Raw genomic sequence first — 14,560 nt, 5'->3', positions numbered from 1 at the left:
AACAAAATATTTTCCAGAAAATTTATGAAAATTTTTTGATAGAAAGGTTGTGCACCTTTGGTTAGCCTAACCTAAATATGTCAGACCGGGTTATTATCCCAATAGGCTTTCCGTTCTTTCCTTGGACTATTACGGCGGGATGCTCTTCGAGTAAGTACTTGATAACTTCGAGATCCTCATCTTCCGAGACAAATGGAAACGGACCTTCCATTATCTCTTCGACTTTTTTAGAATATATGTCCTCATCTTCCAAGCTCTTTCTAACCAAGAGTCTCTCAGTTATTGAGCCTATTACTCTATCACCTTCCATTACAGGAACTTGGGATATATTATGCTTTTTCATGAGCTTAACGACTTTCTCTACCTTGTCCTTTGGTGTTACGTAGATTATTGGCGAAGACATTATGCTTTTTGCTGTTACTCTTGTTTTTTGACACTCTATTAAGGCTCTTAGGATCCTGTTGAAAGTTGAAAGCCTTGGATCAACTTTTCCCGCTTCGAGCTTTGCTATATATGCTTGGGTTACCCCAGCCTTCCTTGCTAGCTCCTCCTGAGTTATTCCTAGCTCTTTTCTAATCTTCTTGATATCCCTGGGATCTATTGGCCTTGGTATTATCACCATTGAAGAGCCTCCAGTTATTTATTAAGAAATTGGTAATTAAATTTTTGCTGTGGGCCGGCAACAGAGACCCGTCGGTCATTGATCCCGCGGGCGGATGCACCGGCCCTGTGGGCTCGGCGTGAGCACACCCCGCTCATCGAACCCGACACCTTGCGGGGGCGGGTGGACCGAGCCCTTGCGAGGGATTGTACCCTCGCTGTCGGCGAAGGTATATTAAATAAAGTTCTTAAAAACACTTGCGATAATAGCATTGGCGGATGACGAGCCTTGCCCAGCCTGAACAGTGATGAAGTCGGTATTAGCTGACGCCCAATACGAAGTATTTCCTGGAGGGAGAAGTATTGATAGAGTTTTATGCCAGTGAAGCCTTGATGTGTCCGAGAAGGGTTTGGTTCAGACTAAAGGGCTTTCCTGAGAAATGGCCTGAGATTGCTAAGCCAAGGCTAGAGAAGGGCGTTAGAACTCATGAGGTACTCGGTAAAGTTCTCCGAGAGAGGTTTGGATTTGAGCTTGAAAAAGAGATCAAGCTAAGGTTCCCTAGACTTGGAATGGAGATTCATGGAAGAATGGATGCCTATAAGAACTTTCCTATAGAAATTAAGGGAAAGTCATATCTCCCAAGATTTCCGATTGAGTACCATCTGGCTCAGCTTAACATATACCTTCGGTGGAGTGAATCTGAATACGGCTATCTCTATTATGTGAAGCTCCATGATTCTCCTGAGAGAATTATAAATGGCCTTAATTTTGATAACTTCCCAATAATAAACGGAAAGGGATTTAGGATGTTCGAGATTCCATATGATCCCTCTCTCTTTAAGGAGACAATAAAGTTCTTCTATGAAATCAAACTGTACCTTGAAGAAGACGAGCTTCCTCCAGGTAAAAAAGGTCCACACTGTAAATTCTGTCCCTACAATTATATATGCTTCTCAAATTCACTTACCAACTACATCTAAAGCATCCAAACGTTGTAAAATTTTACATCAATAGTATCTTTTGTAACTTGTAAAATTGCGAAAGTTGGCTCGCTCATTCTTGGAAGGGTAGGTGAGCCAGGGTTAATCAGGATTATCCTTCTTCCCATAGTTTTTACTTCATTGTAGTATGGTCTGTGCGCATGGCCAAACACAATAATGTCTGCCTCTTCCTCTAACGCCTTATATGTAAGGGTTTGGGAGGAAAGGGAGATGAACTGATGCCCATGGAGGACAAGTATTTTTCGGCCAAGTATGTTAAGGGTCTCCTCTTCTGGAAGGTCAATCTTGTCCGCATTCCCTTTTACGGCTATTACTGGAGCTATGTCCTCTAACATTTCAAGAAGAGGCTTTTCAGTTACATCACCTGCATGAATTATGTAGCTAACGTTCCTGTCCTTTAAGAATTCGGCAACTTTAGTAGGAAAGTAGGCTTTTGGAAAATGGGTATCACTTAGAATCCCAACTAACATCGGAGAGGTCCCCTTTCATCATCCTTCAGCTTTTAAACTTTCTCCTCATCTGTTTTTTACCACCCTTCTTTTTCTTATCTCTTTCATTTCTTTCCTTCTTTCTTTTTCTCCTTTCATCTACATAGAGAACCTCTCCAACGTATTTTTCGGGGTCTTTGACTTTAGGTTTTATAGCAACGTAGGGCATCTTGACTGGCCCGAATACGTCCTTAACTATCCCAATGAAATTTAACTTTTTGTCAACGACTGGATCATTTAGTGAGGGAACCCAGTTAGTTCTAACAATAAGTAGCCCCTGCTTGGCATAGTGAGAAACCTTTCCAAGCCTCTTCATGTCCTGTCCCATCCGGGATTCATTTTCATCATGATTTAAAGATTTTCCATGAACTTTTCTCTAATTCTTTTGGCGTATGCTGGTGGTAGTATTCTCTCTATTTCTTTGAATATTTCTTCCATCATTGCTCTATTTTCTTCGGATATTCTTTTCATAACATTTTCTATATACGTCTCAATGAGCATTCTAACTTCTTCTAGCTCTCTTTTTTCTTCAATTATCTCTTTAATTCTTTCGTCGAGCTCATGTAAAAACTCTGCAAGCTCTCTCATTTTCACATTTATTGGTTCCTGAGACTTGATTAACTCCCTTGCCTGTTCATATTCTGGACTTTTTCTTATGTCCTTGGGTTCATACATCTCTGAACCAAACAAAGTTGGCGTTAATAGTATTTCAAGCCTGAGCCCTTTCTTTATCATATAGTACTTTCTTGGCCTCCCTCTTGGTATCTTTTCTATCCTACTCTCAACTAATCCCGCCTCCTCTAACAACCTCAAATGTTCAAGTACAGCCTTTTGTCCGACTCCTAATTCTTGGCTTAGCTCACTAACAAAATAGGGTCTTTTAGTTAGTAGGAACAGTATCTTACGTCTAGTTTCATTTCCAAGAACGTCAAGGAGTTTCCCTAACTCCTCACCCATCTCTCTCACCTCTCACATATATTTTAACCTTTCCTAACTGAATGTTAGGAAAAACTGTTTTAAATATTTTCCCAACACTCTAGCTGAGGGACGGTTTGATGAAAGCAAAAGAAGTGTTAAAGCTTCTAGATGAAGCAGAGGCGAACGTGAAAGTTGCTATTGTAACTTTCCAGACAAGAATACTTGAAAGTCCTCACACTTCCTGGGAATTTACTCAGAGGAGTTTGGAACTCATGGATATCCTAGATGAGCTTAAGGAGTTGAGGAAGAAATTAGAAAAAATGGATCCAGAGGCAGAAGTTGATGACGAGATAGCAAAAATGCTAAAGAAACTTGTGGAGTTCAGAGCTCACGCCTTATAATCTCCACCAGCTCCCATAGGTTATTAATATAGTAGTCGGCTCCCTCATACTTCCTCTCTCTTAATATCTGAACGACTTTAATTCCAGCATTCTTTCCAGCTCTTATATCCAGCTCACTATCACCAACGAGCAGGGCTTCTTCCTTTTTAACTCCTAAGCTTTTTAGAGCCTTGTTTATCAAATATGGATTTGGTTTAACCCCGTCTAGGTAGCTGTAGTCTTTCCCGTAAACAACGTCAAAGTACTTGAGCAAGTTGAACGCCTTAAGAACGAGCTCTGTATTATCCTGGGAAGCATTACTAACTGCTGCAAGCTTTATCCCCATTTTCTTAAGCTCTTTCAATGCTTCCACATCTGGATAAACATGAATTTTTCCCTCTTTGAGTAGTTCTTCCCTGTATACTCTATTGGCCCTATCCATAGCCTTCCAGAACTCTACATGATCAATGCCAAACTTTTCAACGTAACTCCTAGGGAGTTCCCCTTTTGCCATCTTCCTGAATACTTCCCAGTCTACAATTACTCCGAGTCTTTTCATTGCTGGAAGGGCTATCTTTTCATACCACTCCTTTAGATTGTAGCCTTCATAATACACGAGCGTCTCATCGACATCGAAAATGACACACTTTATCATTCCATCCCCCGCAACAGTTTTATTTCCGCCTCTATAAATACTTCCCCATGAAGAATAAGCTCGTTGTAATAACCGGAGGGGCCGGTTTCATAGGTTCCCATCTAGCGGAAGCCCTCGTTGAAGACAACGATGTTGTTGTCATAGATAATCTCTATTCTGGAAGGGAGGAAAATGTGCCGGAGGGAGCAAAACTCGTCAAGGCTGACATAAGAGACTACACGAGTATAGCCGAAATTATAAGGGAGGCGGATTATGTTTTTCATGAAGCCGCTCAAATAAGCGTTGAAGAGAGCATCAGGGATCCAATATTTACTGAGGAAGTTAATGTCATTGGAACCTTAAATATTCTCAATGCCCTAAGCGAGGGAAATGGGAAAATGATCTTTGCATCTTCAGCAGCTGTCTATGGAAACAACCAGAATTTACCCCTTAGAGAGGATGAACCTCCGAATCCAATATCTCCATATGGAGTTAGCAAAGTTGCCGGTGAGTACTACTGCAAGGTGTTTCATGAAACCTATGGGGTTCCGGTCGTAATCTTGAGGTACTTCAACGTTTTTGGCCCAAGACAGAGCTCAGCTTATGCTGGAGTAATTAGTATTTTCATTAAGCGTGCATTGGAGGGTAAGCCCCTAGTTATATTTGGGGATGGAAAGCAGACTAGAGATTTCATATTTGTTAAGGATGTTGTTAAGGCGAACATCCTTGTGGCTGAAAAAAAGAGGGCTGAGGGGGAGGTATTTAATGTCGCGACTGGAAGAGAAACTACAATCCTTGAGCTTGCCTTAAAGATAATAGATCTAACTTCTTCCTCTTCTTCCATAGTATTCGGTCCTCCAAGGCCGGGAGATATAAGGAGGAGCCTTGCTGATATAAGTAAGCTTAGATCCCTTGGATTCTCTCCCGAATATTCTTTGGAAGATGGGTTGGCAGAGACCTTTAAGTGGTTCAAAAGTGAATGGAAATACTTTTAACCACTCAAAAATATTTGAAAAACGTCAAGATAATAGGGGTGATTCAAATGGATAGGGTTGCAAAAGCCAGAGAAATTATTGAAAAAGCAAAAGCAGAAAACAGGCCTCTAGTTGAACCTGAGGCAAAGGAAATCCTTAAGCTCTATGGAATTCCCGTTCCAGAATTTAAGGTTGCTAGGAATGAAGAGGAAGCTGTTCAGTTCTCAAGGGAGATTGGGTATCCAGTTGTTATGAAAATAGTTTCACCCCAGATAATCCATAAGAGTGATGCTGGTGGCGTGAAAATAAACATAAAAAACGATGAGGAGGCAAGGGAAGCCTTTAGGACAATTATGCAGAATGCAAGGAACTACAAGCCGGATGCAGATCTTTGGGGGGTTATAATCTACAAGATGCTTCCCCTTGGCAAGGAAGTAATTGTCGGAATGATAAGGGATCCACAGTTTGGTCCTGCAATAATGTTTGGCCTTGGTGGGATATTCGTTGAGATTCTTAAGGACGTTAGCTTCAGGGTGGCTCCCGTTACTAAGGACGATGCTCTTGAGATGATCAAGGAGATAAAAGCATATCCAATTTTAGCAGGTGCAAGAGGAGAAAAGCCGGTAAACATTGACGCCCTGGCTGATATTATAGTTAAGGTCGGTGAGCTAGCTCTCGAGCTTCCGGAGATAAGAGAAATTGACATCAATCCAATCTTCGCATATGAGGATTCGGCAGTTGCCGTAGATGCTAGGATGATCCTCTGATCTTTTTGCCGTTTCTCTGTTTATTCTTGAGAAAAGCTTAAAAGAGCGTTTCTTAAAAGGTCTATTGGAAAATAGTGAAGGAGGTTATGAACGCCGATGGAGGAGGATGAGTCGAATAGTTTCTGGTCTAGGATATTTAAGAAAAATAGTGAGGAAGTTTTAGAACAGGAAATAACTGACGATGCATACAGGGAGTTGAAGTCTCTTTTAATGAGAGCAAAGCCTGAAATTAATGGAGACAAAATAATCTTATATCTCCCAAAGGCTGAAGTCATACTTAGGCCTGGAAAGTTAATAGTGAAGGCAAAAACAAGAAAAGATGCTGAGAAAATTCTGAGAAACCTTCACCACTACTCTCAGCCTCCAGGGATATGGCCTGCATATGGGTTAACTTATTCAATAAAAAAGGAGAAAAGTCGAATTTCTTAGCTCTTACATTTTCCTTTGAAAGCCTTGCCCTCTAGGGTGAGGAGGAGGTCAATTCTATGTGTTGGAGAGTTGTGAAAATTCCTCTTGTTATTTCTTACCATTTGTTACAAAATTTCAACAGAAAAATATTAAAATCTTCTTCAATATTCGGGAAATAGTCACCAAATTAAGTTCCATTCAATCTGGAGGTGGAATGTTTGGACATTATCCTAATATACTCCTTAATGCTAACACTGTCTTTACTTTATCTCTTCCTGTTTTTTATTAAAAGGGTGAGTAGGTATTCCGGAAAAATAAGAAGAGCTGTCTTAATCTTAGTAACCACCTCATTTTTGGGGGTGGTGGTGAGGGGTGTCGAAGTTATTGCGAAAGCTTTTGGATGGCAGTTGATACCTGAAGTCATATATGTGACATACTCCTTTATAATATTCGGGATGATAGTTGCAATAACATGGTATGTAAGGTTCTTGGAGGAGGAATATCCCTTTATAATTAAACCTATGGAAAGAGGATCTCCCGGGGGTAACGGAGAAAAGCTTCTTGGGGCTTATATAGTATCTGGGGCAAGATCTAGAATTGTAGACCTCATAAATATGATAAGGGAATTAAATGCCCCAATCCTTGTTTTCACGAGATCACCTGACTTTTATAGAGGGCTCGGCGAGAATATAAGAACAGTTTGGATAACTCAAGCCTCAGAAGAAGGAATTCCCCCAACGAAGCTTCACGTCATTCAAGAATATGCAATAAGGTTTGCAAAGGAAAATGGTTATGCTGTTATAATTATAGATTGTCTTGAGTATCTCCTGATATACAATGAATTCCCGAGCGTGTTCAAGTTTCTCGTGAACCTTAAGGATCATCTTCTCATGTTGAACTCTGCCCTAGTTCTGGCTGTTGATGAAAAAGCATTGGAGCAAAGACAGTACACGTTGCTGTTAAATGAGTTCGAGCCTCTGTGATTTATTTTTCCTCTCTTGACAAATATATGAAGAGGCCGGCCGCGGCTAAGAAAGTCGCCAAACTAGTTGCGTAGGGCATAGTTGGATGAATACTTGCCAAAATTCCGGCGATAAATGGGGTGATTAGTGTTATTATTTTTCTGTAGCTTGATATTGCAGCATGGAACTCAGGAGCTCTAAATTCTGGAATCAGGGAAAACTGCCACGCTCTGTAGAATGGAAACCATATAGAATCTCCCATTGAGCCTATTGCATAAGCGATCATTACAATGGAGAATGGGGGAGATAAAGACATTATAAGAGCATATATAGCGTTTAATGCCATTCCAGCCGCTATTGCTTGGAAACCTTTTTTCTTGGGAATTTTCTCACTAATGTACGTTCCGATTATTGAAAATGCACTACTGATACAACTAACTATTGTTACCTCGAATATCGTCTTCTTAAGCTCAAACACTATGTAGTTTATCATGATAAAATCTGGAGCTAGGCTCCAGCCGAGGATAAAAAGAGCTTCAAATATAAGCAGAACTTTGAATTCTCCAACTTTAAATTTAAACGTTTCTTGGGTTATTTTCTCTTGAGCTCGTACTGGTGGAAGAAAATAGTAAATATACAGGGTTGTTGGGATTGACAGAAGTCCAAAGAGTATGAATGCCTTTCTGTAGTTTTCTAATCCTGTAAAGACATAGCCAAAGAGATACCCTAAAATCGGAAAGGCTACCATTTTGCTGATCTCTGGCAACCTTAAGTGCCAGGCGAAGATTTCTTCATACTTATCCTTGGGATATATTATCTGCTCGTATGCTCTATATAGTGGATAAAATAAGGTAGATATCTTCTCTATGAGCCTACCAAGAAAGAACATTAGGGAAGAATATGTGCCATGTGCAAGCCCGTATAGAATGTATGCAATTCCATCAAGAATGTCTATTATCATGAGACCCTTCTTGATATCAAACTTGTTGAATATCTTTCCAATAACATAGGTTATTGGAATTGAGGCTATGTTAACGACTGTAAATATTATTCCGACATCTAGGACTGAGTAACCTGAGTACATCATATATAAGGGTAGAAGCAACCAGACGATCAGTTGGGGCTCTATTATTGTGTGATAGAGCATATAGGCTCTTGCATCCCTTGGGATTTCACTCCACTTCATTTGACCTCAGCTTCATATTATTTGTATTTTTAAGTCTTGCCTATCATAGTCAAGAGTGACCAGAAAACCTATAGTTTTGACCACTTAACGTTCAATCATGGAAAATGATGAGCTCGTCAGGGAAGTTCAGCGGCTTAGAGAGACACTCAATGAGATCATGAAAACATTCGCCATAATCTCTCAAATGGCTCAGGCGTACCTTAGGTTGCTTAACGTTTATGCGGAGTATGGGGGAGTAGGTATAGATGTCGTTATACCGGAAATAAAAAACGATCCAATAGCTAGGGAGATTGTAAGGATACTCTTTGATCTTAAAAAAGCTAATATAAGTGAAATAACAAGGGAACTGAGAGGTAGAAGGGGAAAAGCCTCAAGGAACACCGTGAGATCGAAAATTAAGAAACTGGAACAACTAGGAATAGTAGTTGAGGCTAATGGAGAACGGGGAATAAGGAGATGGCGTTGGAATTAACAAAAGAATATATGGATTCAATGAACATTGGGAAGAAGATATTTGAAGCCATTGGAGAAGAAAGAGGAGTGAAGAGGCTTATTCTCTCCACATTTTTCTTGATTTTATACATTATCCGAATATCTTTTAGAATTGCAGGTCTTGTTAGGATGGCTAATAAAGGCAGGAGAAGCTTTAAAAGGGCTCTAATCGAGAATGGCTTCCCTAAAGATCTCGCAGATGAGCTCGTTGAAGAGCTGTTTCCTAAATTTGACTTGCCGTCTTCATTAAATATCTTGAGGTTTAGAAAAATTAGAACAAGGAAAATGCATAAGGTTCAATTAGATGGATATCTTAACCAGTAAACATTTATATAACCGTGCGACATAGTTAGGACGAGGGGATATGAAACGGTCATTTTCACAATTCATAAGACTAATGGGGTATTTGAAAAATTATAAGCTCGAATTTATCATTGGAATAGTGTTAGTTGTTCTGATGTCTTACACAAATGGTATTATTCCAGTTTTGATAAGAAATGCCATTGACAAGGGTATTTCTGTTGGGAACTACACGTCTGCCGTTCACTATGGCTTTCTAATACTTCTGGCTGGAGTTCTTAACGGTGTCTTTAGCTTTGCTGGCAGATATCTTCTCGTCAAAGCTTCTCAACATGCAATATATGAGCTTAGAATGGACGCGTTCAGGGCGCTTCAGAGGCAGAGAATGGAGTTCTTTGATAAAACTTTCACAGGGCAGTTGATAAGTAGGATTACTAATGACGCGGAAAGAGTGACTGCTTTCTTATCATTTAGACTTAGAATGCTCGTATATTCTACCTTCCTAATAGGAGTTTCCCTTTACTATATGGCTAAAATGAGCGGAAAGTTGACGGTTGTTGCTCTAATTACGATAGCAATAGTTGTTATAATTAACTTTACTTATGCTAAAAAAGTTAGACCCATTTATGACAAGATAAGACACCAGACTGGAGTTATAGCCTCAATAGCAACGGGGACGATAGCTGGAATAAAAACAATAAAATCTTTAGCTGCAGAGGGTTATGCTCAGGAGAAATTCTCAAAGGAAAATGAACAGCTCTTTGCACTAAACGTTCAGGCAACGAAAGTTACTTCAATGTACGGTAATGCTCCCTTCCTTATTATGGGCCTTGCCATGAGTTCAATGCTGTATTACGGTGGAAGGGGAATAATGAATGGAACGTTGACAGTTGGAGAACTTACAGCCTTTTTAACTTACATGCTCACTCTAATGTGGCCCTTAAGAGCATTTGGGTTTATAATAGGGGACATCCAGAGGAGCCTAGCTGCGGCCTCAAGGCTTTTTGACGTAATCGACAGTGCACCAAAGAGCGTTGATCCTCCAGACGCCGTTGATCTTCCCAATCCTCGGGGAGAGGTTGAATTTAGAGATGTGTGGTTTACTTATCACACCGGTAAAACGGTTCTCAAGGGTATAAGCTTTAAGGTAAAGCCGGGTGAGAAAGTTTTGATTACTGGTCCTCCTGGCTCCGGAAAGAGTACTATTCTTAAGCTTATAGCGAAGCTCTACGAGCCTGATAAGGGAGATGTGCTCATAGACGGGATAAGTGTGAGTAAAATAAAAACTGACAGCCTGAGAAGAATAGTTGCATACGTTCCTCAAGAGCCTTTCATATTCAACAGAAGCCTTAGGGAAAATATAGCCCTTGCCAAGCCTGATGCAACGTTAGAGGAAATTAAGAAAGCGGCTGAGATAGCAAAGATCCGGGACTTTATAGAGAGTCTTCCCCAGGGTTATGAAACCGTTGTTGGAGAAAAAGGGATAACTCTTTCAGGAGGGCAGAGACAGAGGATAGCGCTGGCAAGGGCCATGTTGCTTAATCCGAAGATAGTTCTTCTTGATGATCCTGTTTCGAACCTTGACGCTGAAACGGAAAGAAGGCTTGTTGAAGATTTGAAAGATATCCTCAGGGATAAAACTGCCATAATAGTTTCCCAAAGACTTTCCCTAGCTAGAATCGTTGATAGGGTCATAGTGATGGAAGATGGGAAAATAATAGAGGAGGGCTCACCAGAGGAACTCGCCAAAAAAGGAGGAGTATTTAGTGAGATGTTGAGGGCTTCTGGGGTGGGTGAGGACAATGGGTGAGAGATCTAGCCTATCACTATTTATGAGGTTCCTTGGTGAGGCATTCTCTTATAAAAGGGTTCTTGGAATAGTTATTATCGCTATAATAGGCTCAACCTTATCAACCCTAGCCTCGCCTTACATCCTTAGGATAGCCATTGATGAGTACATAATTCCGAAAAAGTATGAAGAATTCTGGAAGATAGCTCTTCTGTACTTAGTGGCCCTCGTGGCTCAGTGGTTCTTCACGATGCTTCAAACTTACTATACAAACGTCTTTGGCCAACAGGTTCTTCAGAAGCTTAGAGCAAAACTCCATGAAAAGGTTCTCTATTCTAATCTTGACTTCTTTAAGGAGAAGTCAACGGGGGATTTGGTTTCGAGAATAATAAACGATACGAATATGGTGAATGACATTTTGGTTTCTGGCCTCCTTGGGGGCATAAGTAGCCTTCTCAGCATAGCGGGAATAATGGTTGCAATGTTGCTTCTTGACCTTAGGCTCACGTTGGTAACCCTCGCTAGTGTTCCCCTCATGGTCTTTGTGGCCTTCTACTTTGGAACCAGGATGAGGAGGGCCTATAGAGAAACTAGACAGAAAATAGCCAAGATATCCAGTGTAGTTGAGGAAAGTGTCGCAGGAGTAGAGACGATAAGGGCCTTTGGAAGGGAAGGGGAAGTTGAGAGGGAATTTTCGAAAGTTTCAAGAGAGACAGTTAAAGCTTATCTCAGAGTGGCGGTTTATATGGGAATTTTCTGGCCACTAATGAACATTACAAGTCTTCTCTCAGTTATTCTGGTTATAGCCTATGGGGGGTACCTAGCCTACAAAGGAGCCGTGAGCATTGGTGTTGTCGTGGCTTTTGTCCAGTATGCCCAGAGATTCAGAGGACCAATAAACAATGTTGTGAGTATGTATGATAGCCTTCAATCAGCATTGGCGGCATTGGAGAGAATATATGAGGTTCTTGACGATGAAAACGTTGAGAGCTATGATGGGATTGAAGTTGAAAAGCTCAAAGGAGAATTAGAGTTCAAGGATGTTTGGTTTGAATACGAAAAGGGGAGGCCAGTTCTTAAAGGGATAAATCTCCAGATATCTCCTGCCTCAAAGATTGCGATAGTTGGGAAGACTGGAGCGGGGAAAACTACAATAGTTAACCTAATAATGCGGTTCTACGATCCAACAAGAGGGAAAGTGCTCTATGATGGTATAGATGGCAGGGAAATAAGCAGAAAAAGCCTGAGAAGAAGAATAGGCTACGTTCCCCAGGAGACCTATTTATTCCCGGGAACTATTATGGAAAATATACTGATAGCGAATCCCGATGCAAAGGAAGAAGACGTTATTAGGGTATGTAGGAAGCTTGGCATACATGATTTTATAATGAGGCTTCCAAAGGGCTATAATACAAGTGCTGGCGAGGCTGGTAAACTGCTTTCAGTTGGTGAGAGACAGCTTATCTCCCTTGCAAGGGCCATGCTTAAAGATCCTGATATAGTGATACTGGATGAAGCACTTTCAAGCGTTGATCCCAAAACTGAAAGGCTGGTTCAAGATGCAATGCTTAAGCTGATGGAGGGAAGAACTAGCATAATAATTGCCCACAGGCTGTCTATAACTAGATTCGTTGATAAGATAGTTGTTGTAGATGATGGTAAGATAGTCGAAGAGGGAAGTTTTGAAGAGCTCTTGGGGAAGAAGGGGTACTTTTACACCTTTTATACTTCCCAATTGCAAGAGGCTTAGTATTCTAAGGATAAAAAGAGCAATAGGACTACAAGAGCAACATTAAACACTGTGAGTGCCCTCAGAACCTTTAACTCAATATTATAGATAGTTTTGGGAACCCCTTTCATGACTTTCTTTGAAATCTTTAATGCAGCAATACCTAGGGCAAATCCAGAGACAACATCATATATCCAGTGGTGAGCTAAAAATACCGTTGCGAAGGGAATTAAGGTGTTCAATAAGAGTAAGACCTTGGCACCAATTTTTCTTTTGTACTTCCATATAACAATTATGTTGATCGCGGCAAAGGCGTTGTGAAGGGAAGGAAAGACAAACTCTTGTCTAGTTAGAAGAGTGTTAGTAAGTGGGTATCCAGGGATATGATAGACATAATGGGGAGCATAAACATGGAAAAGAGTGTATGTTACACCAGCAATTATGTAAGCTGAGAGATAGCCTCCAAGAAGTTCGTCAGAAGTTCTAATGTCTCTTAAATAAAGAAGGATGTAAATAACCATAAACCCTATAGAACCGGCAAATCCTATGTAGTAAACTCCTCTAAGCAAAACGTATAGGGGAAAAATTGACTTAGTAATATCCAAAAGTTCCAAGACGAGAGATTTCGATGTTAGGGGGAGTTTCAAAAATTCTTCGGTTACGTCAATACTCCATCTTCCGAAGTATTCATATAGGAGAGTGAAAATAATCCATCCAAAGTAGCTTATAATGAATCCGTTTAGCCTTATCAAGATTTCCTTATTTGATATCCTACCTTTTATTTCATTTATCATCTCTTTCACACCTTTCACTTCCTCGATTTATGCACTCAATTAAAAAGCATTGAGGTGGGCAAATTTAAAAGTTCAAATAGTAATTCTTGTAAGGTGGTTGAATGATACCTCTTGTATTAGGTTTAATCGTGGGATTTGGGATGGGAATACTTCTTGGAAAGTTGTCTAATAAGAAAAAGGAAATCAGCATGATTATGTTAACTCCCCTTGTTGTATATATAATATCGCTGGGCTTCTATGGGGGCTGGAATAGTAATGTTTTCCTTTCAACGCCCTTTGGGGATTTTAAGGGGGATGAATTAGTTGGAGTAAACACCTTTCTAGCAGTCATCTTAGTTGTTTTGTATCTTCATATTAGGTCTAAGAACACGTTTTCAGTCGATGAGTTCCCAAGCTTCTCAAATTTCCGCTACCCATTAATAGCGGGCCAGCTTGGTCTTGCTATTACTGGTTGGAAGATACTTGCAATCCCATCAATTGTCATCTATTTAGGTGTTACTTGGCTTTGGGAAAGGGATCTCTTCATGATTCTAAATGCTAAACCCTGTAGTGACGATGTCAAGTCCTTCGTTGAGAAGTTTGGCTATAGATGTCTCATGGACTCAGAGAGCATTGGCGTGTACAAGTTTAAGGATTACATTTTGGTTGGAGGGAGATTGCTTAAGGCATGTTCAAGATGGAGGGATATTGTGAGGTGTATTTCTGATATTCCTACTCCCGGAAAGGGAGTTAATGTTTTGTTGAACCTTCTGTACTTACTTCCCCTGTTCGTGGGTTTCTTGCTTAGTGCAGGCGACGTTTCGGCCTTGATAATTATCACCCTGGTTCTTGGGGTGTACTTGTTATCCCTGGGGATTCTCGTGAGGATTAGCAGGAGGAAGATAGGGAATGACTGTAGAGACATCTTAGGAGAGTATAGAAAGTTCCTTAAGGAAAGCAAGAAAAAGTATGGGAAATTGAAAAGTTAATGGTTAGTCCTTTGCTCATGCCATTCACATTCACGTGCTTTCTTTGTATATTCGACAAATGTTTATGCATTTTTCTGAATATTAGTGCATATGTGACAGAAATTCTACCGACATCCTTAACTACCCGAAACAACGAGCGTGGGTGAAGAAGGGTGAGAGAGTAATGAGC

The 14,560-nt window shown here is 40.5% G+C and carries 18 protein-coding genes and 1 other RNA gene; 12 read left to right on the top strand and 7 right to left on the bottom strand.

Annotated features, from left to right (window positions below; translation table 11 throughout):
• Positions 1 to 61 precede the first annotated feature (61 nt).
• Positions 62 to 622: a CBS domain-containing protein gene (locus tag PY04_RS08765; RefSeq protein WP_014734767.1), complete on the bottom strand. Its 561-nt coding sequence runs from the start codon at positions 620 to 622 to the stop codon at positions 62 to 64.
• A 253-nt stretch (positions 623 to 875) separates the two neighbouring features.
• Between PY04_RS08765 and PY04_RS09545 the strand changes: the two genes are divergently transcribed.
• Both PY04_RS09545 and cas4 read left to right on the top strand, forming a co-directional pair.
• Positions 876 to 931, top strand: an RNA gene (locus tag PY04_RS09545) — C/D box small nucleolar RNA.
• A 32-nt stretch (positions 932 to 963) separates the two neighbouring features.
• Complete coding sequence (gene cas4 / locus PY04_RS08760) at positions 964 to 1,581, top strand: CRISPR-associated protein Cas4 (protein WP_048056140.1); 618 nt, start codon at positions 964 to 966, stop codon at positions 1,579 to 1,581.
• Here cas4 and PY04_RS08755 read toward each other — a convergent pair.
• Genes PY04_RS08755 through PY04_RS08745 form a run of 3 tightly spaced genes read right to left on the bottom strand, consistent with a single transcriptional unit; the run spans position 1,578 to position 3,047 of the window.
• The gene (locus PY04_RS08755) at positions 1,578 to 2,072 is read right to left on the bottom strand and encodes a metallophosphoesterase (protein WP_014734765.1); all 495 of its coding nucleotides are present in this window, start codon (positions 2,070 to 2,072) and stop codon (positions 1,578 to 1,580) included. The genes cas4 and PY04_RS08755 overlap by 4 nt on opposite strands.
• A gap of 25 nt (positions 2,073 to 2,097) precedes the next feature.
• Entirely contained in the window at positions 2,098 to 2,406 is a 309-nt protein-coding gene (locus PY04_RS08750) for a Gar1/Naf1 family protein (RefSeq protein ID WP_014734764.1), read from the bottom strand.
• Positions 2,407 to 2,441: 35 nt separating this feature from the next.
• Positions 2,442 to 3,047: an ArsR family transcriptional regulator gene (locus tag PY04_RS08745; RefSeq protein WP_014734763.1), complete on the bottom strand. Its 606-nt coding sequence runs from the start codon at positions 3,045 to 3,047 to the stop codon at positions 2,442 to 2,444.
• A 98-nt stretch (positions 3,048 to 3,145) separates the two neighbouring features.
• Between PY04_RS08745 and PY04_RS08740 the strand changes: the two genes are divergently transcribed.
• The gene (locus tag PY04_RS08740) at positions 3,146 to 3,409 is read left to right on the top strand and encodes a hypothetical protein (protein ID WP_014734762.1); all 264 of its coding nucleotides are present in this window, start codon (positions 3,146 to 3,148) and stop codon (positions 3,407 to 3,409) included.
• On the opposite strand, the gene PY04_RS08735 is transcribed toward PY04_RS08740, so the two are convergent.
• Entirely contained in the window at positions 3,390 to 4,043 is a 654-nt protein-coding gene (locus PY04_RS08735) for an HAD family hydrolase (protein WP_014734761.1), read from the bottom strand. The genes PY04_RS08740 and PY04_RS08735 overlap by 20 nt on opposite strands.
• A gap of 47 nt (positions 4,044 to 4,090) precedes the next feature.
• Between PY04_RS08735 and PY04_RS08730 the strand changes: the two genes are divergently transcribed.
• The 4 genes from PY04_RS08730 (at position 4,091) to PY04_RS08715 (ending at position 7,154) form a co-directional block, all read left to right on the top strand.
• Entirely contained in the window at positions 4,091 to 5,017 is a 927-nt protein-coding gene (locus PY04_RS08730; protein WP_048056139.1) for an SDR family oxidoreductase, read from the top strand.
• A gap of 47 nt (positions 5,018 to 5,064) precedes the next feature.
• Positions 5,065 to 5,763, top strand: a complete 699-nt coding sequence (gene acdBI, locus PY04_RS08725) for an acetate--CoA ligase II subunit beta (RefSeq protein WP_014734759.1) — start codon at positions 5,065 to 5,067, stop codon at positions 5,761 to 5,763.
• A 96-nt stretch (positions 5,764 to 5,859) separates the two neighbouring features.
• The gene (locus PY04_RS08720; RefSeq protein ID WP_014734758.1) at positions 5,860 to 6,192 is read left to right on the top strand and encodes a hypothetical protein; all 333 of its coding nucleotides are present in this window, start codon (positions 5,860 to 5,862) and stop codon (positions 6,190 to 6,192) included.
• 341 nt (positions 6,193 to 6,533) lie between these two features.
• Entirely contained in the window at positions 6,534 to 7,154 is a 621-nt protein-coding gene (locus PY04_RS08715) for a DUF835 domain-containing protein (RefSeq protein ID WP_237710122.1), read from the top strand.
• A 1-nt stretch (position 7,155) separates the two neighbouring features.
• Here PY04_RS08715 and PY04_RS08710 read toward each other — a convergent pair whose 3' ends face one another.
• Entirely contained in the window at positions 7,156 to 8,319 is a 1,164-nt protein-coding gene (locus PY04_RS08710) for an MFS transporter (RefSeq protein ID WP_048056138.1), read from the bottom strand.
• A gap of 97 nt (positions 8,320 to 8,416) precedes the next feature.
• On the opposite strand from PY04_RS08710, the gene PY04_RS08705 reads away from it, so the two are divergent.
• The 4 genes from PY04_RS08705 (at position 8,417) to PY04_RS08695 (ending at position 12,650) form a co-directional block, all read left to right on the top strand.
• Positions 8,417 to 8,791, top strand: coding sequence for an ArsR family transcriptional regulator (locus PY04_RS08705; protein WP_014734755.1), 375 nt, complete (start codon positions 8,417 to 8,419; stop codon positions 8,789 to 8,791).
• Complete coding sequence (locus PY04_RS09700; protein ID WP_193384566.1) at positions 8,776 to 9,135, top strand: hypothetical protein; 360 nt, start codon at positions 8,776 to 8,778, stop codon at positions 9,133 to 9,135. Before PY04_RS08705 ends, PY04_RS09700 begins: the two co-directional genes overlap by 16 nt.
• Positions 9,136 to 9,208: 73 nt before the next feature.
• On the top strand, positions 9,209 to 10,921 hold the full coding sequence (locus PY04_RS08700) for an ABC transporter ATP-binding protein (protein ID WP_014734753.1): 1,713 nt from the start codon (positions 9,209 to 9,211) through the stop codon (positions 10,919 to 10,921).
• Positions 10,914 to 12,650: an ABC transporter ATP-binding protein gene (locus tag PY04_RS08695; protein ID WP_014734752.1), complete on the top strand. Its 1,737-nt coding sequence runs from the start codon at positions 10,914 to 10,916 to the stop codon at positions 12,648 to 12,650. Before PY04_RS08700 ends, PY04_RS08695 begins: the two co-directional genes overlap by 8 nt.
• Here PY04_RS08695 and PY04_RS08690 read toward each other — a convergent pair.
• A complete protein-coding gene (locus tag PY04_RS08690; RefSeq protein WP_237710121.1) occupies positions 12,647 to 13,441 on the bottom strand; it encodes a phosphatase PAP2 family protein in 795 nt (264 codons plus the stop codon). The genes PY04_RS08695 and PY04_RS08690 overlap by 4 nt on opposite strands.
• Positions 13,442 to 13,524: 83 nt before the next feature.
• Here PY04_RS08690 and PY04_RS08685 point away from each other — a divergent pair, with 83 nt between their 5' ends.
• On the top strand, positions 13,525 to 14,391 hold the full coding sequence (locus PY04_RS08685) for a hypothetical protein (RefSeq protein WP_014734750.1): 867 nt from the start codon (positions 13,525 to 13,527) through the stop codon (positions 14,389 to 14,391).
• The last annotated feature ends 169 nt before the right edge of the window (positions 14,392 to 14,560 follow it).

This window comes from Pyrococcus sp. ST04 (genome assembly GCF_000263735.1).
Taxonomy (GTDB): domain Archaea; phylum Methanobacteriota_B; class Thermococci; order Thermococcales; family Thermococcaceae; genus Pyrococcus.
This window is presented reverse-complemented; position numbering and strand designations above follow the sequence as displayed.